Here is a 19,798-nt window from a genome sequence, read left to right as displayed (position 1 = left end):
ACAGGAGACCACCCCATGGCAACCCTCGAGATCCACGACCTGCACGTCCAGGTGGAGACCGAATCCGGTCCCAAGCCCATCCTCAAGGGCGTCGACCTCACCATCCGTTCCGGCCAGACCCACGCGATCATGGGCCCGAACGGCTCCGGCAAGTCGACCCTGGCCTACACGCTGGCCGGGCATCCGAAGTACACCGTCACCGGTGGCACCGTGACGCTCGACGGCGCCGACATCCTCGCAATGAGCGTCGACGAGCGGGCCCGCGCCGGCCTGTTCCTGGCGATGCAGTATCCGGTCGAGGTGCCCGGCGTCTCGGTCGCGAACTTCCTGCGGACCGCCAAGACCGCGGTCGACGGCCAGGCGCCGAAGATCCGCACCTGGACCAAGCAAGTCACCGAGGCGCTGGGCCGGATGGACCTCGACCCCACCTTCGCGCAGCGCTCGGTCAACGAGGGCTTCTCCGGTGGCGAGAAGAAGCGCCACGAGATCGCCCAGCTCGAGCTGCTCAACCCCAAGGTCGCCATCCTCGACGAGACCGACTCCGGCCTCGACATCGACGCCCTGCGGGTCGTCTCCGAGGGTGTCAACCGGTTCATCCAGCAGGGCGACCGCGGCGTGCTGCTGATCACCCACTACACGCGCATCCTGCGCTACATCAAGCCCGACGTGGTGCACGTCTTCGTCGACGGCCACATGGTCACCCAGGGCGGCCCGGAGCTGGCCGAGGAGCTCGAGGCGGAGGGCTACGACAAGTACGTGAAGGCGGCTCGGGTCGATGCCTGACACCCTGGCTTCCGATGCGGTGAGCGGCGGTCCGGTGAGCGGGGCGGGCGGCGTGCGTGCGGCGGTCGACGCGTACGACGTCGCGGCCGTCCGCCGGGACTTCCCGGTGCTGGAGCGTACGGTCGGCGACCGGCCGCTGGTCTACCTCGACTCGGCGAACACCTCGCAGAAGCCGCGCCAGGTGATCGAGGCGATCACCGACTTCTACGCCCACCACAACGCCAACGTCGCCCGGGCCATGCACCTGCTCGGCGGGGAGGCCACCGCGGCGTACGAGAGCGCCCGGGCGAAGGTCGCCGACTTCATCGGCGCCGCCGAGGCCCGTGAGGTGATCTGGACCAAGAACGCCTCCGAGGCGCTCAACCTCGCCGCGCACACCCTCGGCTCGCGGCTGGGCCCCGGCGACGAGGTGGTGATCTCCGTGATGGAGCACCACTCCAACATCGTGCCGTGGCAGCTGGCCTGCCAGCGCACCGGCGCCACCCTGCGCTGGTTCGACGTGACCGAGGAGGGCCGACTCGACCTGGTGAAAGCCGAGGCCGAAGGCCTGGTCAACGAGCGGACCAAGGTCGTCGCGATCACCCGCCAGTCGAACGTGCTCGGCACCCTCAACCCGGTCAGCACCGTCGCCCGGATGGCCCATGCCGTCGGCGCGGTGCTGGTGGTCGACGCCTCCCAGTCGGTGCCGCAACTGGCGACCGACGTGCAGGCGTGGGAGGCCGACATGGTCGCCTTCACCGCTCACAAGATGGTCGGCCCGACCGGGCTCGGCGTGCTCTGGGGCCGCTACGACCTGCTCGAACAGCTGCCGCCGTTCCTCGGCGGGGGCGAGATGATCGAGGTGGTCCGGATGGAGGGGTCGACGTACGCCCCGCCGCCGTACCGGTTCGAGGCCGGCACCCCGCCGATCGCCGAGACGGTGATGCTGGCGGCCGCCATCGACTACCTGAACGGCATCGGGATGGACCGGATCGCCGCCCACGAGCAGCACATCACGGCGTACGCCCTGAAGCGGCTGGCCGACGTGCGGGGCCTGCGGATCCTCGGGCCGACCGAGGCGGTCGACCGGGGCGGGGCGATCTCGTTCAGCCTGGAAGGTGTGCACCCGCACGATGTGATGACGTTGCTCGACGCGCGCGGTGTCGCGGTGCGTGGCGGGCACCACTGCGCCCGACCGCTGCACGACCGGTTCGGTGTCCAGTCGTCGACCCGGGCGTCGTTCTACCTCTACACCACCGAACAGGAGATCGAGGCGCTGGCCGAGGCGCTCGATCACACCCGGGACTTCTTCAACCGGCCGCGGTCCGCCTCGCGGACCCGCCACAGGGAGCGCGCGTGAACGTCGAGGAGATGTACCAGGAGATCATCCTGGACCACTACAAGGAGAAGCATCACAGCGGCCTGCGTGACCCGTACGCCGCCGAGGTGCACCACGTGAACCCGAGCTGTGGCGACGAACTCACCCTGCGGGTCGCTCTCGACGGCGACACCATCACCGACGTGTCGTACGACGGCGAGGGCTGCTCGATCTCCCAGGCCTCCACGTCGGTGATGACCGACCTGGTGATCGGGCGCAGCATCGAGGGCTCCCAGGTGCTCTACCAGCACTTCAAGGAGATGATGGAGTCGCAGGGCCGGATCGAGCCCGACGAGGACGAGTTCGAGGACGGCATCGCCTTCGCCGGCGTCTCGAAGTTCCCGGCCCGGGTCAAATGCGCGCTGCTGAGCTGGTCGGCGCTGCGCGACGCGCTGATGCGCGCGACCGCCACGACGGAGGCACCGTCGGCTGGGATGACCGCGGCCGCGACCGAGACTGCGACTGAGGCAGCGACGGTCGCCGTGGAAGTGCACGCCGGGGACGCTGTGGACACTGTGGACACCGCAACGCAGCACGTGACGAGTGTCCCCACTCTGAGCCAACCCGCCACGAAGGAGGACCGGGTATGACCGAACGCGCCGAGAGCCCCGCAGACATGGTGCGGGACCGTGAACTGATGGGCGATGCCCCGACGACACCGGTCACGCCGGCCGGCGACGTCCCGCCCGCGGACGCCGGACCCGCCGCGGGTCCGTCCGGGATCCCGTCCGACATTCCCGTCCAGCCGGCGTCGGAGTCCACCTCCGCTTCGGAACCCGGGACCGCTTCGGTATCCGGGGCCCAGGATGCCCCCGCCGTGATCGGCGCGGCGGCGGTGTCGCGGCTGTCCGAGGACGAGGTGCTCGAGGCGCTCAAGGACGTCGTCGACCCCGAGCTCGGGATCAACGTCGTCGACCTGGGCCTGATCTACGGCGTCCACGTCGAGGAGGACACCAGCGTCGTCGTCGACATGACCCTGACCAGTGCCGCCTGTCCGCTGACCGACATGATCGAGGACCAGGCGGAAGCCGCTCTCGAGGGCATGGTCAACGCCCTGCACATCAACTGGGTGTGGATGCCGCCGTGGACCGCGGCGAAGATCACCGACGACGGTCGTGACCAGCTGCGGGCGATGGGCTTCAACGTCTAGCTCATCAGTCAGATGCGGATGCACCCCGTGGTAGTCATTCGTTCGTGGGCGACCCCGAACGAATGGTCACCACGGGGTGCATCTGCGTGGGTGACCGTCGGCGCCCGCGGCGCCCGCGGCGCCGGCCGCACCGGGCACGATGCGCGGTGTCTTCCGTGCGCTCGGCGCGGAGGGTTCTCTCCGCGGCCGAGCGCAGACTTTTGGATCAATGTCTGAGACCGTAGGTGCCATGACCGATCGGCGACCGCGCAACGTTCCGGTCGACCTCGCCCGGGCGCTGGCCATCCTCATCGTGGTGTGGTTCCACCTGTCCTACTTCCAATTGGCGATGACGATGGGGCCCGGCCGCTCACCGCACCTGACCCTGACGATGCGGACGGTCGGCCCTGCCGGCTGGATCGGCAGCTGGTTCCTCCAGGTGATGCCACTGTTCTTCGTCGCGGGCGGTTTCGCCAACGTCCAGGTCGTCGAGCGGGTGGTCCGGGAGGGACATCCGTACGGTCATTACCTCGCGGAGCGGGCCCGCCGGCTGATCGGCCCGCTGACCGTCTACATGGGGTTCGTGACCATCACGGCCACCGTCCTCGCCTGGCTGGGGCAGCTACCGGTCGCGCAGTACCTCAGCCTGATGGCCACCCGGGTGCTGTGGTTCATCTCCGCGTACCTCGTCATCGTGCTGGTCGCCCCGTTGATGGTGCGGGCACACGACCGGTGGGGGGTGCAGGTCCCGATCGTGCTGCTGGCCGGTGCGCTGCTGGTCGACGCAGCGACCTTCCTCACCGGGGACCCCGAGGTCCGCGAGCTCAACCACCTCTTCGTCTGGCTCTTCGCCCACCAGCTCGGCATCGGCTACGCCCGCGGCTGGCTGCGCCCCGGGCCAGCAGGCAGCGGGATCGAGGGCAGCGGGATCGAGGGCAGCGGGATCGAGGGCAGCGGGATCGCGGACGGCCCGGTCGGGCCACCTGTCGTCGGTCAGATCGGGGCCGGTCAGATCGGGTCCGGTCGGGTCGGGCGCCATCGGGTCGGGCGTGGTCAGGTCCTGCCCGGTCTGGTCCGCCGCAGCCTGGTGATCGCCGCCAGCGCGGCCGCCGGGATCGTGGCTCTGCTCCTGCTTGCGCCCTATCCGGTGTCCGCCGTCGGTATCGGCGACCAGGACACCTCGAACCTGGTGCCGCCCACCACCCCGATGGCCCTGCTGGCGCTGGCCGAGTTCGCCCTGCTGGCGCTCACCGAACACCTCGTCGGGGACCGGTTGCGCCGGGCCGGATGGCTGCAGCGGGTGCTGGCCGTCGTGAATGCGTTGGCCATGACGATCTACCTGTGGCACATCCCGATCATCGCGGCGGCGGTCGGGCTGCTGCTGCTGCCCAGCATGGCGGTGGGCCATCCGATCCCATTCCTGCTCACCACGCCGATGTACTGGCTGGTGTCGATCCCGCTGTTGATCGCGCTGGTGCCGCTGATCGGCCGGGTCGAGCGGGCGCTGATCCCGCCGCTGGGCGCCCGCCAGTCCGGACGGCTCGCCCTCTACGGTGTGGCCCTGTTGTTGGTCGGGCTGGAGATCATCCGCCGCCAGGGCATGGTGCTGCATCCGCAGGCGCCGGCCGCGACCCTGGGGGTGTTGTTGTTCATGGTCGGTGCCTGGTCGGTCCGGCTGGCGAGCGACCTGCCGGCGTCCCGCCGACAGCTCTTCCATCCGCGGGTCTGAACGGCGGGCCCCCTTTGTCGGCGGGCATAAGATGGCGCGGTGCTGATTGTCCGCGATCTCGAAGTCCGTGCCGGAGCCCGTCTCCTTCTCGAGCCCGTCTCCTTCCAGGTCGCACCCGGCGACAAGGTCGGCCTGGTCGGCCGCAACGGTGCCGGCAAGACCACCATGACCAAGATCCTGGCCGGCGAGTCGCTGCCAGCCGCCGGTGAGGTGCAGCGCACCGGACAGATCGGTTACCTGCCGCAGGATCCGCGCTCCGGCGAGCCCGAGGAACTGGTCCGCGACCGGATCCTCGGCGCCCGCGGCCTGGACCACATCCTGCGCCGGATGAAGGCCGCCGAGACCGCGATGGCCGAAGCCACCGACGACGACGTCCGCAACGCGGCGATGGCCACGTACGCCAAGACCGAGACCCAGTTCCTCACCGCCGGCGGCTACGCGGCGGAGTCGGAGGCGCACCGGATCGCTGCGAACCTGGCGCTGCCGGACCGGGTGCTGGGCCAGCAGTTGAAGACCCTTTCCGGCGGCCAGCGACGCCGCGTCGAGCTGGCCCGGATCCTCTTCTCCCAGGCCGACACGCTGTTGCTCGACGAGCCGACCAACCACCTGGACGCCGACTCCATCATCTGGCTGCGTGGCTTCCTGCAGAGCTACTCCGGGGCGCTGCTGATGATTTCCCACGACACGGACCTGCTCGAGGCGACCGTCAACAAGGTCTTCCACCTCGACGCCAACCGGGCCGTCCTCGACGTCTACTCGATGGACTGGAAGCGTTACCTCACCCAGCGGGCCGCCGACGAGGCGCGGCGCAAGAGGGAGCGCCAGAACGCCGAGCGCAAGGCTGACCAGTTGATGGCCCAGGCCGACAAGATGCGTGCCAAGGCGACCAAGGCCGTCGCCGCGCAGAACATGGCCCGCCGCGCCGAGAAGCTGTTGGCCGGTCTGGAGGAGGAACGGCAGGCCGACCGGGTGGCGAAGATCCGTTTCCCGGAGCCCGCCCCGTGCGGCAAGACGCCGATCCGTGCGGAGAACCTCTCCAAGTCGTACGGTTCGCTGGAAGTCTTCACCGGCGTCGACCTGGCGATCGACAAGGGATCCCAGGTCGTCATCCTCGGTCTCAACGGCGCCGGCAAGACCACCATGCTGCGGATGCTCGCCGGGCTCGAGGAGCCGGACACCGGCCAGGTGGTGCTCGGCCACGGTGCCCGGATCGGCTACTACGCCCAGGAGCACGAGACCATCGACGTGTCCCGTACGGTCCTGGAGAACATGGTGTCGGCCTCACCGGACCTCAACAACACCGAGGTGCGCAAGATCCTCGGTTCGTTCCTGTTCACCGGTGACGACGTCGAGAAGCGGGCCGGCGTGCTGTCCGGCGGCGAGAAGACCCGGCTGGCTCTGGCGATGCTGGTGGTCTCGGCAGCCAACGTGCTGCTCCTCGACGAGCCGACCAACAACCTGGATCCGGCGTCGCGCGCCGAGGTGCTCAGCGCCATCAACACGTACGCCGGGGCGATCGTGCTGGTCACCCACGACGAGGGTGCGGTCGAGGCGCTCGACCCCGATCGGGTGCTGCTGCTGCCCGACGGCGACGAGGACCTGTGGAGCCCGGAGTACGCCGAGCTGATCTCGCTGGCCTGACGTGGCGATGGGCCCGGGCCCGGACGGCGGGACAGGACGCCCGGGTCGGACAGGACACCCGGGTCGGACAGGACGCCCGGGTCGGACAGCGCGTACGGGTCGGACAGCGCGCCGACGCACCCTCCCCGTTCCGTGGATGCCGGGTGCCCTGGGCGGGGTGGCGGGCCCGCGGTCGACGACCGGGTGGTCCGAGGGCCCGCTGCTAGCATGGGCGTCCAGTCGGACGAGGCAGGAGGCGGCATGATACCGGGCGCCAGGGGGTCGCGCATCTCGGGTGAGGAGCGCGAACGGCTGATGCTCGTGTTCGTACGTCGCTACCGGGCGGGCGAGTCGATCTCAGCACTCGCCGCCGAAGCCGGCTACGCCGAGAGTCTCGTCGAGGGTCTGCTCCGGGAGGCTGGGGTGGCGCTGCGCCGCCGCGGCGCCGTCGGCCCGCGATCAAGCACCGGTGCCGTCCCGGCCGGACTCGCTCTCGCCGCCGAGATCGATCCCGCCGCCGACCCGGCTCCCGGCTCTGCACCCCAGCCGGATCCCGATCCCAGCTCTGCGTACGATCCGCCGACCGAGGCCGATCCCCACGATCCGTCCCGCGACCTCGATCGGTCGCCGGCGCCGTTGACCGACTGGGGCCTGCCGACACCGCCGCTGCGGATCCTGGTCAAGAAGAAGGACAAGGCCCGGGAGAAGGAGCTGGCGGCGGCCACCGTCAAGGCGCGCCGCAAGCAGCGCCGGGCAGCAGCCGGGGACGCGGCGGCCGCCGGCGACGGCTCCGGCGGGAAGAAGTCCTCGGCGAAGAAGACAGACAAGAAGAAGCACTCGAAGAAGTCCGGTCACCAGTGAGCATGTCAACCCCCGGCCACGTCATGCGGCAGATGACGAAGGGCGACGCCCTCGGCGATCAGAAGCTCTCCAAGGGCACCTTCCGCCGCGTGGTGGCGTACGCCCGCCCCTTCTGGAGCCTGATCGGCGTCTTCGTCGCCGTGGTGATCGTGCAGGCCGCCCTGGGGGTGGCGCCCCCGCTGCTGTTCCGCGAGATCATCGACCAGGGCGTGCTCGCCCATGACCGCGCGGTGGTCGTGACGACGGCGCTCGTCGTGGTCGGCATCGCGGTGGTCAACGCGGCCTTCGCGCTGCTGCAACGGTGGTGCTCGGCGAAGATCGGTGAGGGCCTGATCTACGACCTGCGGACGGCCGTCTTCGACCATGTGTCCGGGATGCCGCTGGCCTTCTTCACCCGTACGCAGACCGGCAAGCTGGTCTCCCGGCTCAACTCCGACGTGATCGGCGCCCAGCGGGCCTTCACCTCGACCCTGTCCGGAACGGTGTCGAACGTCTTCGGGCTCGTCCTCACCCTGGCGGCGATGCTGACGCTCAGCTGGCAGGTCACCGTCGGGGCACTGGTGCTGCTGCCCCTGTTCGTCATCCCCGCCCGGCTGGTCGGCCGCAAGCTCGCCGACCTCACCCGCCGCCAGATGAGCGACAACGCCGAGATGTCGGCGACGATGACCGAGCGGTTCTCGGTCTCCGGCGCGCTGCTGGTGAAGCTGTTCGGCCGGCCGACCGAGGAGCACGACCGGTTCGCGGCCCGGGCCGCCAGCGTCCGCGACGTGTCGGTCGCGATGGCTCTCAACGGGCGCTTCTTCATCACCACTCTGACCCTGGTCGCCGCGCTCGCCACGGCACTGGTGTACGGGGTGGGCGGCTCGATGGCGGTCGACGGCAGGCTGACCGTCGGCACCCTGACGGCGCTCGCCGGGCTGCTCGGCCAGCTCTACGGCCCGCTCACCGCATTGACGAACCTGCGGATCGACGTGATGGGAGCGCTGGTCTCCTTCGAGCGGGTGTTCGAGATCCTCGACCTGCGCCCGGCGATCGCCGAGAAGAAGGACGCCCGTCCGCTCAGCGGTGAAGCCTCGGTCGAGTTCGAGGACGTACGGTTCGCCTACCCGCGCGCCGAGGACGTCTCGCTCGCCTCACTGGAATCGGTCGCCGTGCCCGAACACGTCCCGGGCACGCCGGTGCTGAAGGGAATCAGCTTCCGGGTGGCGCCGGGCAGCACCACCGCGATCGTCGGGCACTCCGGCTCGGGCAAGACGACCCTGACTCACCTGGTCGCCCGGCTCTACGACGTCACCGGCGGCACCGTCCGGGTCGGCGGGATCGACGTCCGGGACCTGCGGACCGCAGCCCTGCAGGAGGCGGTCGGCTATGTCACCCAGGACGCCCACATGTTCCACGACACAGTGCGGGAGAACCTGTGCTACGCGCGGCCCGAGGCGACCGACGAGGAGCTGTGGCAGGTGCTCGAAGCAGCGCACATCGCCGACCTGGTCCGCCGGCTGCCCGAGGGACTGGACACCCTGGTGGGGGAGCGGGGCTACCGGCTCTCCGGTGGTGAACGGCAGCGCCTGGCGATCGCCCGGCTGCTGCTCAAGGCACCGCCGATCGTCGTCCTCGACGAGGCGACCGCCCATCTCGACTCGGACTCCGAGGCCGCCGTGCAGCGCGCCCTGGACGTGGCGATGGAGCAGCGGACCAGCCTCGTGGTGGCGCACCGGCTGTCCACCATCCGGGGCGCCGACCAGATCCTGGTGGTGGAGGACGGCCGGATCGTCGAGCGCGGCACCCACACCGAGCTGCTCGACCGCGACGGGGCGTACGCGGAGCTCTATCGCACCCAGTTCGCCGCGCCGGATCGCAGCGCCGGCACGCCGGCCGGCTGACTTCGGCTCCCCGGCCGGCCGACTCAGCGTCCGGCCGACCTTGTTTCCCGGCCGACTAAGCGTCGGGCCGACCTTGCTTCCCGGCCGACTCAACGTCTTGGCCGAGTTGCCCTATGACGGGTGAGCCGAATCTGGCGGCTCAGCCGGCCAGAGGATCCGTCCGTTGGTCGCGACCCACGTGATGGCGCCGTTCTCCGGCCAAGGCGTCCGCACCGCAGTGCATGAGGGGCCAGATTCGGCTCACGTTGTGCGACTGAGATCGGCTCAGGTCAGGCTCGGACGAACTCCCAGAGGCGTACGGCGACCTCGACGGCGACCTCGACGGCGACCTCGTCGTCGAGCCGATCAGTCGCGGATGGGGTGGCGCTGTGGGGCCGGGCCGTCGGATCGTCCGACGTGGTCGGGCCACCGTCCCGCGGACCCGCCGACGTGGTCGGGCCACCGTCCCGCGAGGTCACATGGAACGCGTTCGGCCCCATCCCGACCAGATCCGCGACGGAGGCGGGGGACAGCCGAGCGGTGAAGCGGATGTCGGTGCCGGCGACCAGGTCGAGGTGCCCGGCCATCCGCTCCAGCAGATGGGACCCCTTGTCGTGCTCGATGTCGAGCAGATGCAGTGCGGACCGCAGGCCGGCCAGGTGCTGGGGCAACGGCGTGACCACCAGCACCCGCCCCTGCGGCGCGAGGACCCGGGCGAACTCGGCGGGGTTGCGCGGCGCGAAGACCGCGAGCAGCACGTCGACGACACCGCTGCGGACCGGCAGACCTGCCCAGGTGTCGGCCACCACCGCTCCGATCCGGGGATGGGCACGGGAGGCCCGCCGGGCGGCGGCGGGTGAGATGTCCAAGGCGATCCCGCGGTCGTCGTCGGCCAGGCAGCCGGTCAGGTAGTAGCCGGTTCCTGCGCCGGCCTCCACCAGGGTGAGCGGCCCGCTGGAGTCATCCGGGCGCCGGGCGGCGAAGCGTACGGCATCACGGATCGGACCGTACGCCCTGGTGCCGAGGAACCGCTCGCGGGCGGCCACCATCGCCGGGGTGTCGGCATGCCGCGGCACGCCCCCGGCCAACAGATTGACGTAGCCCTGCTTGGCGACGTCGAAGCTGTGGCCGCGCGGGCAGCGCAGCGTACGTCCATCGAGGACCAGCCCGTTCTCCTCCGCCGGGGGACACTGCGGGCAGCGCAGCAGCTCGGCGACGTCGGTCAGCACGCCGGGCTCAGCGGTCGGAGCCGGCCGTCGCCGTGCCGGAACCCGCAGCAGTGCGGGCGGACGCGGACTCGGCGGTCGGCACCTCGTCGGAGGCGGGACCGGTGGTCGCTCCGGTCGGTCCGGCAGAGTCGCCGGTCGCGGCCTCCGCCCGGGCCCGCCGGCGGCGCCGGCCGGTGAGGATCTCGCGAGCGTCCTTGCCGATCAGGATGAAGGTGCCGCCGACGCCGATCGCCGCGAAGCAGAACCACTGGATCGCGTACGACAGGTGGGGGCCTTCGCTCAGTTCCGGCAGGGCGACCGGCCCGAGCCCGCCGCCCTGCGCCGGGGTGATCGAGGTGGCGTTCAGGTAGCCGTCGACGAGGGGGCGGCCCGACCAGGTGGCGATCGCGGCCGGATTGACCAGCCGGGTCGAGCCCTCGGCCGGGACGATGGCGTCCGGCTGGCCCGGTTCGTCGACCATCACGTACCCCTCGATGGTCACCACACCGGTGGGCGGGGCGGGGATCGCGGTGGCGGCGGGCAACGGTCCGGCGCTTGGCCGGGCGGCGAATCCGCGGTCGACGAGGAGCCACTGGCCGCTGGTGGTCTGCAGCGGTGCGACGACTTCGTAGCCGGTGTCGCCGTTGTTGGTGCGGTAGCGCACCTGCACCTGGTGGGCGGCATCGAAGGTGCCCTCGACCCGGACCCGTCGATACTGCTTGTCCGGCGTGATCGGCCCACCGAAGACCTCGTCGAAGGTCGCGACCGGGGCCTGCTGCTGGGCGACGATGGTGGCGTTGCGGGTGCGCTTCTGCTCGAGCCGATCCAGCTGCCAGTCACCGAGCCGGACGAACGCCGTCACCAGGACGGCGGCGAAGATGACCAGTCCGACCCAGCGCTTCCAGTACGTTGCCACCCCCCGAGGGTAGTCGGCGGTCGCGGTCCGCTCGGTCCGGCGTCCCGTCGGATGACGACCGGGCCGCGTCCGGCGGACTACTGGATGTCGGTGTCGACCTCGTCGTCCGACTCGTCGTCGGCGGTGTCCGCGGCCTCGTTCGTCCGGTCGTCGAGGCTGAGCACCAGGGCGGTCGTCTGGGCGGCCACCTTGCCGAGGCTGCCGCCGCGCCCGACCGCCACACCGACCAGGAACAGCGTCAGCGGGGAGGCTGCGCGTTCGACCTGGTGCGACGCGTCCCGCGCCAGGTCGAGGATGGTCAGGATGTCGTCCTTGCTCAGCTCGAAGTCATCGGTGTCGATGTGATGGGCCAGGATGTCGATCCAGTCCTTGAGGCTCGCCCACTCCTCCGTCATCGTTCTCCTCCAGCTGCGTCGGTGTGCCTCGATCATGGCATGGGCCGTCCGGTCGGGTTCGACCGGGGTCCTGCTGGATGACCAGTAGGGGCACTGGCCTACACTCCACTCATGCCTCGGCCCGGGACCGTACGAACGATGCTGCCGCTGGCGGACGCCCACGGGCGGGTCGCCACGGACCTGCGCGTCTCCCTCACCGACCGCTGCAACCTGCGGTGTACGTACTGCATGCCCCCCGAGGGGCTGGACTGGATGCCGAGCGACGACCTGCTCACCCACGACGAACTGGTCAGGCTGGTCCGGATCGGGGTGGAGCGGCTCGGGATCAGTTCCGTACGACTCACCGGCGGCGAGCCGTTGCTGCGACCGGACCTGGTGCAGATCGTCGCCGCGATCGCAGACCTGCGGCCGCGTCCGACCATCGCCCTGACCACCAACGGCATCGGACTCGCCGGGCGCGTCGATGGGCTGCGGTCGGCCGGTCTGGACCGGATCAACATCTCCCTCGACACGCTCGACCCGGACCGCTTCCGGACACTGACCCGTCGCCGCCGACATGCCGACGTGCTCGACGGCATCAGGGCGGCGAAGGCGGCCGGGCTGGCGCCGGTGAAGATCAACGCGGTGCTGATGCGGGGGATCAACGACGACGAGGCGCCGGCCCTGGTCGACTGGGCCGGACGCGAGGGGGTCGAGCTGCGGTTCATCGAGCAGATGCCGCTGGACGCCCAGCACGGCTGGCGACGCGACCGGATGGTCACGGCCGCCGAGGTGCTCGCGGCGCTGGCGGGGCGCCGACTTCGTCCGGTCGCGGCCGAGGGCCGGAGCCGGGGGAGCGCGCCGTCCGAGCTGTTCCGGGTGGGGGACACCGATCAGGTGGTCGGCATCATCGCCTCCGTGTCGCGGCCGTTCTGCGGGGCCTGCGATCGGGTCCGGCTGACCGCCGACGGGCAGATCCGCAACTGCCTCTTCTCCCGCACCGAGGACGACCTGCGGACACTGCTGCGCTCCGGCGCCGGTGACGAGGAGATCGCCGAGCAGTGGGCGCGGGCGGTGGCCGTGAAGCTGCCCGGCCACGGCATCAACGATCCGAGCTTCCTGCAGCCCGATCGGCCGATGTCGGCGATCGGCGGCTGACGCCTCTGACGGCACCTCGTGCCGGTGGGCGAACCGGGCTTCGGGGTGCGGACGGCAGGACGTACGTGCCGGGCGAAATGTCCGGACGGGTAGGCGAAATGTCCGGATGGGTAGGACGTACGTGCCGGGTGCTCAGCCGGCCGGACCGTCCGCACCTGGCGCAGTGTCCTCGGGGCCCGCGCTCTCGGGATCGTCCTCGGTCCCGGCAGCTTCGGGCCGACCGGGTTGCGGTTCACCGGAAGTGGGCGGCGGCGTGCCGTTCCCGCGGAGCGGCTCCGATTCTCCGGGAATGATCAGCGGGGTCGTACGGTCGGGCCCCTCCAGTTCGGGGCGCTGCGGCTCCTCGGGGGGCACGTCCGGCAGATCCTGGCCCTTGTTGAGCCGGAGGTCGACGGCGTTGGCGATGACGACCGCGATGGCCGGGAGGAACGCCGCGCCGGCAACGGCGATCCAGCGCCACACGCCGTGCAGGAACACCGCGGCGATGAAGCAGGCGACCCGCAGCGACATCATCGCCAGGTACTCCATCTGGCGGCGGTTGAGGTCTTCCTCAGGGCTGTGCGGGGCGCTGGTGATCAGCGCCGGACGGTGCCTGCCGGTCCGCCGCCGTCGGTCCGCTGACCTTGCCACTCCGTCACTATAGGCGGCCGGTCCAGCGGCCGACAGCGCTCGAGGAGGGCCCGGTGGCGTCGGCCTTCCTCCTGTTTTCCGGCGATGCCTCGACAGCGCGGACAGAAATCGGACGGGTTTCTTGTGTGACCGACGACGCGGCCGGCCTCCGCCGCGCTGCTAGCGTGTGCCCGGTGAGCACAGCATCTGAGGCCCCGGCGGGCCGGGTCGCCCTCGTCACCGGCGGCAATCGTGGCATCGGGCGGGCCATCGCCGCTCGGCTGAGCGCCGAGGGCTACCGCGTGGCCGCGACTTCGCGCACGGGGGAGGTGCCCGAGGGCGTGTTCGGGGTGCCCTGCGACATCACCGACCAGGACCAGGTCGAGGCGGCCTTCAGCACGGTGGAGAAGGAGCTCGGCCCGGTCGAGGTGCTGGTCGCCAATGCCGGCATCACCCGCGACACCCTGCTGATGCGGATGAAGGACGACGACTGGGATGCGGTCATCGACACCAATCTCACCGGCACTTTCCGGGTCGTACGCCGCGCGGCCCGCGCGATGATGAAGGCCCGCTTCGGGCGCGTCATCCTGATCTCCTCGGTCGTCGGCCTGATGGGCGGCGCCGGACAGGTGAACTACGCGGCCTCCAAGGCAGGGTTGGTCGGGCTGGCCCGTTCGGTGGCACGCGAGCTGGGGTCGCGCGGGATCACCGCGAACGTCGTCACCCCCGGATTCGTCCGCACCGACATGACGGCGGAGCTGGGTGATGACCTGGTCGCGAAGTATGCCGCGCAGATCCCGGTCGGCCACCTCGGCGAGGTCGACGACATCGCCGCCGCGGTCACCTTCCTGGCCTCGGACGCCGCCGGTTACATCTCCGGAGCCGTGCTGCCGGTCGACGGCGGCCTCAGCATGGGGCACTGATACACCGCACGGGCACTGATACACCGCACGGGCACTGATACACCGCATGGGCACTGACAGCAGACAGGAGCACGGCATGGGAATCCTCGACGGCAAGAACATCCTCGTCACCGGCGTGACGATGAACACCTCGATCGCCTACAAGGTGGCGGAGATCGCCCAGGCGGAGGGCGCGACGGTCATCGTCTCCAACTTCGGCCGGGCGATGAGCCTCACCCGCCGGGTCGTCCAGAAGCTGGATCCGGTGCCCCCGGTGCTGGAACTCAATGTCACCGATGCCGACCAGCTGGCCGGCCTGGCGGGCGTGCTGGGTGAGCACGTCGACCGGATCGACGGCATCGTGCACGCGATCGCGTACGCCAATCCGCAGACCGCTCTCGGGGGTGGCTTCATGACCACCGAGTGGGACGACGTCGCGACCGCGCTGCACACGTCCTCGTACTCGCTGGTCTCGCTGGTGCGGGCCTGCAAGCCGCTGATCACCGGCCCGGCCAGCGTCGTCGGCCTCACCTTCGACGGGTCGGTCGCCTGGCCGACGTACGACTGGATGGGCGTCGCCAAGGCCGCGCTGGAGGCCGCCAGCCGCTACATGGCCCGCTACGTCGGGGCCGACGGGATCCGGACCAACATGGTGTCGGCCGGCCCGATCGACACCCTCGCCAAGAAGGCCATCCCGGGCGGTAACGAGTTCAACGACGTGTGGGCCGACCGGGCGCCGCTCGGCTGGGATCCGACCGACGCGACCGCCACGGCCAAGGCCGTTGTCGCCCTGCTCTCCGACTGGTTCCCGATGACCACCGGCGAGGTCATCCACGTCGACGGCGGTCTGCACGCGACCGGCGCCTGAGTCCTTTTGCCTCTCTGTTCGACCGGCTCCGCAGTCTGCGGGACGGGCCCAGGGATGTGATCCACCTGCCGGTTGATCCGCTTCTTCGACCCGGCCCGTCGTTCTCGGCCCGTGCGCCCCGTCTCGGGGTGGACGGGCCGAGCCCGTCCGGGACCATCGCACCATCAGGAAGGCGTCGACAGGCTCCTCGGGTGCCCGGTTCTTCGGGGCGCTGGCTTCAGGGGGCGGTCCCTCGGCCTCGGCTCTCCGAGTTGTTCCTCGGGCTCAGTCTCCCCGGTCGTCCTCAGGCTTCAGGTCCCCAGCCCGTTCATGCCCTGTCGTCTGGTCATGCCGTGTCGTCTGGTCATGCGTTGTGTTCATGCGTTCGTGCTGGTCTTCACGCACCAACGCATGAGCACAACGCATGAGTGGGGGGCGGGGAGCGGGCCGAGTTCGAGTTCGGGCATGCCAATGTGCGGGGGTGATGCCGGGCGTACGGGGAACGAGGTGAGGCTCAGGCCGAGTCCGGGCCAGCGTGCAGGCGTGAGGCCGGGCATAGTGAGGCTCGGGCCGAGTCCCGGCCCAGCGTGCAGGCGCGAGGCCGGGCATACGGAGCGAGGTGGGGCAGGCCGAACCGCCTCAGCCGATTGCCTCAAGCGACATCGGCATCGGCGGGCGGCCAGGCGCAGGATGCCTCGAGGCTGTCCAGGGCGGCGTTCAGCAAGGCTCGCAGGGCCTGCGCCCGGAGCTCGGCGGCGTGGACGTGCAACAGGCCGGATTCGTCGGCCAGACCGGCTTCGCAGGCCTCGACCAGGCGCAACGCCCGGGCGGCGGCGTTGCGCTGCCGGCTGGGATAGGCGGCCGGCAGCGCCGCACCGTCGCCCGCGGGCCGGCGCCCCGACACCATCCCGAGCCGGTCGAGGTCGCCGGTGGCCGCCCGCATGGCGTCGGCCAGGGCGTGTTCGGTCTCCGCCGAGGAGACCGGGGGGAACGGGCGCTCGGCAGGCACCAGCAGCCACTGGATCGCCGGGCCGACGCGGGTGGGGATCCACCCGGCGCCACCGGTGCGCGGGATCACCGCCGCCCCGGCGTCGAGCGCGGCCCGGGTGAAGGACAAGGGGCCCCGCAGGGGACCCAGTCGACCGGGACGAGGGAGCGCCAGGATCCAGTCCTCGACGGTGTGGGCCAATGCCGCCGGCATCGCCTCGTCCAGCGGACTCGACCCTTCGTCGGACAGTCCCAGGAGCGCGTCGGGGTCGCTGACGTGGTGGGCGGCATCGCCGTCGATGACCATCCGTGTTGCCACCTCGACACTCGGGGCCGACGACGCGGCGGCCCCGGTCGCGGGACCGTGGCGCAGCACGTTGAGGGTCGTCACCAGACGGATCGCGGCGAGCAGGGGCACCCGCCCACCGTACGTCAGCCTCCTGCCCCGTCTCGTCGATCCTGTGCCATCGGCCGACGAAGCGCTTCGTCGGCAGCTGCCCGGAGGGCGCAGGCAGTCGCGCGGACCCGTCGACGGGGCCGCCGGAAGGGTGCCGTACGCGTGGCGAGCCGGGCACGTGCAGGGGCGTCGGGACATGTAGGTTCGTGGGCATGGTCGCTGTGGTGGATCTGGTCGATGTGAGCGTGAGGCGCGGCAACACGATGTTGCTGGAGAACATCAACTGGCAGGTCGGGGAGACGGATCGCTGGGTCGTCCTCGGCGCCAACGGCGCCGGCAAGACCACACTGCTGCGGCTGCTGACCGGCGACCTCTACCCGACCGGCGGTATGGCGGGAGTGCTCGACGAGGTCCTCGGTGCGGTGAACGTCTTCGACCTGCGCCCGCGCATCGGTCTGGTGTCGCAGACCTTCCAGGAGCGGGTGCCGTACGGGGAGACCGTGCACGACCTCGTCGTCTCCGCGGCGTACGCCGTGGTCGGCCGCTGGCACGAGGAGTACGAGAGCTTCGACCACGAGCGGGCCGACGCGCTGCTCGACCGTTTCGGGATGCTGGCGTTGCGGGATCGTACGTTCGGCACCCTCAGCTCGGGGGAGCGCAAGCGGGTCGAGATCGCCCGCGGCCTGATGGTCGACCCGGAGCTGTTGCTCCTCGACGAGCCGGCCTCGGGACTCGACCTCGGTGGACGCGAGCGGTTGGTCACCCTGCTCGGTCACCTGGCTAACGACCCGCTGGCACCGGCGAGCATCATGGTGACCCACCATGTGGAGGAGATCCCGCAGGGTGTCACCCATGCGCTGCTGTTGAAGAAGGGCCGGATCGTCGCCGCCGGGCCGGTGCGTGAGGTGCTGACCGAGCCGCTGATGAGCGAGACCTTCGAGATGCCGTTGCGGCTGATCATGAGCCAGGGCCGCTTCACCGCGAGGGCGCGTTAGATGTCGATGCACCTGCAGGACTGGTTCTTCCTGAACATCTGGGCGTTGTGGATCACCGGTGTGGTCCTCGCCCTGATGATCGAACTCCTCCAACGCGACCGGCGGGCGCTGGCCTGCGCCGCCGGGTGCGCGTTCGGTGCGGTGGCCGCCGCGGTGGCCCCCGGCACCTGGTGGCTCGCCCCGGTGGTGGCGGTCGTCGCGGTGTGGACCTTCTGGATGGTGCTGCGACCCAGGACTTCCTGAGCGCCGTCCGCCGGCGGCCGACACAAGGGGCAGACTGGGAGGGATGTCCAGTTCAGCGCTCACCCTGATCACGATCACCGAGCCCCACGACGACCGGGTCGCCGACTACGTACGGCTGCGGGACGTCTCGCTGCGCCGGTCGTTGGAGGCCGAGCACGGTCTGTTCATCGCCGAGGGCGAGAAGGTGATCCGGCGGGCGCTGGAGGCCGGATACCCGCCGCGGTCGTTCCTGCTGGCGCCGCGGTGGCTGGACTCGTTGGCCGACGCGTTGGCGGCCCACCCCGACGTCCCGATCTTCGTCGTTTCCGAGGCGCTGGCCGAGGAGATCACCGGCTTCCACGTGCATCGCGGCGCCCTCGCCTCGATGCGGCGGGTGACCGGCCGGGCGATGACCGACCTGCTCGACCTGCAGCAGCTGGTGGTCCGTGAGGACGTCCTCGACCGCACCTCCGGCGGGTGTGCCGAGGATCGGGTCGTTGCGCCGCAGATCGACAGGGCGCGGCAGCGGTCGAGGATCGCCGTGCTCGAAGACCTGGTCGATCATACGAATGTCGGTGCGTGCTTCCGTTCGGCTGCGGCGCTCGGTGTCGATGCCGTGCTGGTGACTCCCCGCTGCGCCGACCCGTTGTACCGTCGGTCGATCAAGGTCAGCATGGGCACCGTCTTCCAGGTGCCGTGGGCTCGGGTCGACTCGTGGCCCGCCGACATCCGATTGCTGAAGGAAGCGGGTTATGTCGTGGCGGGCATGACACTCGGAGAGGGCGCGATCACCCTGGACGAGTTGGTCGCGGAGAACCACCAGAGGTTGGCGTTGGTGTTCGGCACCGAGGGCCACGGCCTGACGGCGAAGACCGACCGGCTGCTCGACAGGCGTGTCACCATCCCGATGATGCACGGCGTCGACTCGTTGAACGTCGCGGCCTCCTCTGCCGTTGCCTTCTACGCGACGCGGTGAGCGTACGAACGTACGCCGCAGAAGCGTGGCCGGAGTCGGTCGCGTGGCCTCATTCTGGGGATGAGTCCGGGTGCCGTACGTAGGTGTCCAGGGCGTCCAACAGTTGCCGCCAGCCGGGCTCGAGGCCGGCGATCGCGGATGCGGCGTCGGTCCGTACGTCGGAGACCTCGATGAGGAGCGTGACGGTCGCCGGGTCGGTCCCGGTGATGGTGAGGGTGTGCAGGGCGTGGAACAGCGGTTCACCCGCAGAGTCGACCGGAGCGAGCGTGAAGACGAGCCGGCCGGGACGGGCGTCCACGACCTGTCCGCGGGATGCGTACTCGGCCCCGTCCCCCTCGCGCAGGATGATCCGGATCGGCGCTCCGGCCGACGGCTCGAGCTCGAAGGCGGTGACGCGGAAGTGTCGGGGGGCCCACCATGCGGCCGCTTGTTGCGGATCGGTCCACGCGCGCCAGACGTCCTCGGCACTGGCCGGCAGGACGCGTTCGAAATGCAGGACCGGTCCAGCGTTCTGACCGGAGGGTCGTGCCATCTCCCGCGCGATGGCGTCTTGGTAGTCGTCCAGCACTGAGTCGTCCGGGTCGGGCGCCGCGAGCCCGTGGAAGTAGGTCGCCAGGTGGGCAAGGGTCTCCCGGTCGAGCCGGGCGACTCGTCGGCGGCCCAGCCGGTGCACCCGGATGATGCGCGCCGCTTCCAGTGCCTGTAGGTGTTTGGTGGTCTGAGGTTGGAGTGCACCGAGGGCGTCGGCTACCTCACCCACGGTGTGTGGTCGGGTCGCGAGCAGCTCGAGGATCCGGAAACGGGTCGGTTCGCCGGCTGTGTAGAGCGCACGCTGGATGTCGAGTGCCACGCGGTCCATGGGCAGT

The 19,798-nt window shown here is 70.6% G+C and carries 19 protein-coding genes and 1 pseudogene; 14 read left to right on the top strand and 6 right to left on the bottom strand.

What is annotated here, in order from left to right:
* Nucleotides 1-15 precede the first annotated feature (15 nt).
* The 8 genes and pseudogenes from sufC (at nt 16) to R0146_RS14870 (ending at nt 9,362) form a co-directional block, all read left to right on the top strand.
* On the top strand, nt 16-783 hold the full coding sequence (gene sufC / locus R0146_RS14905) for a Fe-S cluster assembly ATPase SufC (RefSeq protein ID WP_317690638.1): 768 nt from the start codon (nt 16-18) through the stop codon (nt 781-783).
* Nucleotides 776-2,122, top strand: a complete 1,347-nt coding sequence (locus R0146_RS14900; RefSeq protein ID WP_317690637.1) for a cysteine desulfurase — start codon at nt 776-778, stop codon at nt 2,120-2,122. The genes sufC and R0146_RS14900 overlap by 8 nt, the downstream gene beginning before the upstream one ends.
* Nucleotides 2,119-2,610 (top strand): annotated as a pseudogene (gene sufU / locus R0146_RS14895) (Fe-S cluster assembly sulfur transfer protein SufU); the annotation flags it as partial. The gene R0146_RS14900 and the pseudogene sufU, both read left to right, overlap by 4 nt.
* A gap of 347 nt (nt 2,611-2,957) precedes the next feature.
* Entirely contained in the window at nt 2,958-3,290 is a 333-nt protein-coding gene (locus R0146_RS14890; RefSeq protein ID WP_317692430.1) for a metal-sulfur cluster assembly factor, read from the top strand.
* A 229-nt stretch (nt 3,291-3,519) separates the two neighbouring features.
* On the top strand, nt 3,520-4,998 hold the full coding sequence (locus R0146_RS14885; RefSeq protein WP_317690636.1) for an acyltransferase family protein: 1,479 nt from the start codon (nt 3,520-3,522) through the stop codon (nt 4,996-4,998).
* A 39-nt stretch (nt 4,999-5,037) separates the two neighbouring features.
* Nucleotides 5,038-6,639 (top strand): ABC-F family ATP-binding cassette domain-containing protein, encoded by a 1,602-nt coding sequence (locus tag R0146_RS14880; protein ID WP_317690635.1) that lies wholly within the window; start codon nt 5,038-5,040, stop codon nt 6,637-6,639.
* Nucleotides 6,640-6,846: 207 nt separating this feature from the next.
* Nucleotides 6,847-7,479, top strand: coding sequence for a helix-turn-helix domain-containing protein (locus tag R0146_RS14875; protein ID WP_317690634.1), 633 nt, complete (start codon nt 6,847-6,849; stop codon nt 7,477-7,479).
* A 2-nt stretch (nt 7,480-7,481) separates the two neighbouring features.
* Nucleotides 7,482-9,362, top strand: coding sequence for an ABC transporter ATP-binding protein (locus R0146_RS14870; RefSeq protein ID WP_317690633.1), 1,881 nt, complete (start codon nt 7,482-7,484; stop codon nt 9,360-9,362).
* A 269-nt stretch (nt 9,363-9,631) separates the two neighbouring features.
* On the opposite strand, the gene R0146_RS14865 is transcribed toward R0146_RS14870, so the two are convergent.
* The 3 genes from R0146_RS14865 to R0146_RS14855 form a co-directional block, all read right to left on the bottom strand.
* Nucleotides 9,632-10,570, bottom strand: a complete 939-nt coding sequence (locus R0146_RS14865) for a putative RNA methyltransferase (RefSeq protein WP_317690632.1) — start codon at nt 10,568-10,570, stop codon at nt 9,632-9,634.
* 7 nt (nt 10,571-10,577) lie between these two features.
* A complete protein-coding gene (locus tag R0146_RS14860) occupies nt 10,578-11,465 on the bottom strand; it encodes an SURF1 family cytochrome oxidase biogenesis protein (protein WP_317690631.1) in 888 nt (295 codons plus the stop codon).
* 77 nt (nt 11,466-11,542) lie between these two features.
* Complete coding sequence (locus R0146_RS14855) at nt 11,543-11,860, bottom strand: DUF6457 domain-containing protein (protein ID WP_317690630.1); 318 nt, start codon at nt 11,858-11,860, stop codon at nt 11,543-11,545.
* Nucleotides 11,861-11,971: 111 nt separating this feature from the next.
* Between R0146_RS14855 and moaA the strand changes: the two genes are divergently transcribed.
* Entirely contained in the window at nt 11,972-12,997 is a 1,026-nt protein-coding gene (moaA, locus tag R0146_RS14850; RefSeq protein WP_317690629.1) for a GTP 3',8-cyclase MoaA, read from the top strand.
* A 132-nt stretch (nt 12,998-13,129) separates the two neighbouring features.
* On the opposite strand, the gene R0146_RS14845 is transcribed toward moaA, so the two are convergent.
* Nucleotides 13,130-13,627: a DUF3099 domain-containing protein gene (locus R0146_RS14845; protein ID WP_317690628.1), complete on the bottom strand. Its 498-nt coding sequence runs from the start codon at nt 13,625-13,627 to the stop codon at nt 13,130-13,132.
* A gap of 173 nt (nt 13,628-13,800) precedes the next feature.
* Here R0146_RS14845 and fabG point away from each other — a divergent pair, with 173 nt between their 5' ends.
* Nucleotides 13,801-14,529: a 3-oxoacyl-[acyl-carrier-protein] reductase gene (gene fabG / locus R0146_RS14840; RefSeq protein ID WP_317690627.1), complete on the top strand. Its 729-nt coding sequence runs from the start codon at nt 13,801-13,803 to the stop codon at nt 14,527-14,529.
* A gap of 76 nt (nt 14,530-14,605) precedes the next feature.
* Complete coding sequence (gene fabI / locus R0146_RS14835; RefSeq protein WP_317690626.1) at nt 14,606-15,376, top strand: enoyl-ACP reductase FabI; 771 nt, start codon at nt 14,606-14,608, stop codon at nt 15,374-15,376.
* A 631-nt stretch (nt 15,377-16,007) separates the two neighbouring features.
* Here the strand turns inward: fabI and R0146_RS14830 are convergent.
* Nucleotides 16,008-16,760, bottom strand: coding sequence for an Rv1486c family protein (locus R0146_RS14830; RefSeq protein WP_317690625.1), 753 nt, complete (start codon nt 16,758-16,760; stop codon nt 16,008-16,010).
* A gap of 191 nt (nt 16,761-16,951) precedes the next feature.
* On the opposite strand from R0146_RS14830, the gene R0146_RS14825 reads away from it, so the two are divergent.
* From R0146_RS14825 to R0146_RS14815, 3 genes are read left to right on the top strand one after another with little or no spacing between them, the layout of a single operon-like run.
* Complete coding sequence (locus R0146_RS14825; RefSeq protein ID WP_317690624.1) at nt 16,952-17,734, top strand: ABC transporter ATP-binding protein; 783 nt, start codon at nt 16,952-16,954, stop codon at nt 17,732-17,734.
* Nucleotides 17,735-17,977, top strand: coding sequence for a hypothetical protein (locus tag R0146_RS14820; protein WP_317690623.1), 243 nt, complete (start codon nt 17,735-17,737; stop codon nt 17,975-17,977).
* Nucleotides 17,978-18,020: 43 nt separating this feature from the next.
* Nucleotides 18,021-18,932 carry a TrmH family RNA methyltransferase gene (locus tag R0146_RS14815; protein WP_317690622.1) on the top strand — a complete coding sequence of 304 codons (912 nt, stop codon included), beginning with the start codon at nt 18,021-18,023 and terminating at the stop codon, nt 18,930-18,932.
* Nucleotides 18,933-18,981: 49 nt separating this feature from the next.
* On the opposite strand, the gene R0146_RS14810 is transcribed toward R0146_RS14815, so the two are convergent.
* Nucleotides 18,982-19,791: an SRPBCC domain-containing protein gene (locus tag R0146_RS14810; RefSeq protein WP_317690621.1), complete on the bottom strand. Its 810-nt coding sequence runs from the start codon at nt 19,789-19,791 to the stop codon at nt 18,982-18,984.
* Between the last annotated feature and the right edge of the window lie 7 nt (nt 19,792-19,798).

This window comes from Raineyella sp. LH-20, from assembly GCF_033110965.1.
Lineage (GTDB): Bacteria > Actinomycetota > Actinomycetes > Propionibacteriales > Propionibacteriaceae > Raineyella.
The sequence above is the reverse complement of the archived record's forward strand: the minus strand, read 5'-3'. Positions and strand labels throughout refer to the sequence as shown.

Excerpts from the sequence above, each read along its gene's own strand:
- moaA (WP_317690629.1), top strand. The coding sequence starts at position 11,972 with ATGCCTCGGCCCGGGACCGTACGAACGATGCTGCCGCTGGCGGACGCC.
- sufC (WP_317690638.1), top strand. The coding sequence starts at position 16 with ATGGCAACCCTCGAGATCCACGACCTGCACGTCCAGGTGGAGACCGAA.
- R0146_RS14870 (WP_317690633.1), top strand. The coding sequence starts at position 7,482 with ATGTCAACCCCCGGCCACGTCATGCGGCAGATGACGAAGGGCGACGCC.
- R0146_RS14875 (WP_317690634.1), top strand. The coding sequence starts at position 6,847 with ATGGGCGTCCAGTCGGACGAGGCAGGAGGCGGCATGATACCGGGCGCC.
- R0146_RS14820 (WP_317690623.1), top strand. The coding sequence starts at position 17,735 with ATGTCGATGCACCTGCAGGACTGGTTCTTCCTGAACATCTGGGCGTTG.
- R0146_RS14815 (WP_317690622.1), top strand. The coding sequence starts at position 18,021 with ATGTCCAGTTCAGCGCTCACCCTGATCACGATCACCGAGCCCCACGAC.
- R0146_RS14885 (WP_317690636.1), top strand. The coding sequence starts at position 3,520 with ATGACCGATCGGCGACCGCGCAACGTTCCGGTCGACCTCGCCCGGGCG.
- R0146_RS14855 (WP_317690630.1), bottom strand. The coding sequence starts at position 11,860 with ATGACGGAGGAGTGGGCGAGCCTCAAGGACTGGATCGACATCCTGGCC.
- fabI (WP_317690626.1), top strand. The coding sequence starts at position 14,606 with ATGGGAATCCTCGACGGCAAGAACATCCTCGTCACCGGCGTGACGATG.
- R0146_RS14810 (WP_317690621.1), bottom strand. The coding sequence starts at position 19,791 with ATGGACCGCGTGGCACTCGACATCCAGCGTGCGCTCTACACAGCCGGC.
- R0146_RS14900 (WP_317690637.1), top strand. The coding sequence starts at position 776 with ATGCCTGACACCCTGGCTTCCGATGCGGTGAGCGGCGGTCCGGTGAGC.
- R0146_RS14825 (WP_317690624.1), top strand. The coding sequence starts at position 16,952 with ATGGTCGCTGTGGTGGATCTGGTCGATGTGAGCGTGAGGCGCGGCAAC.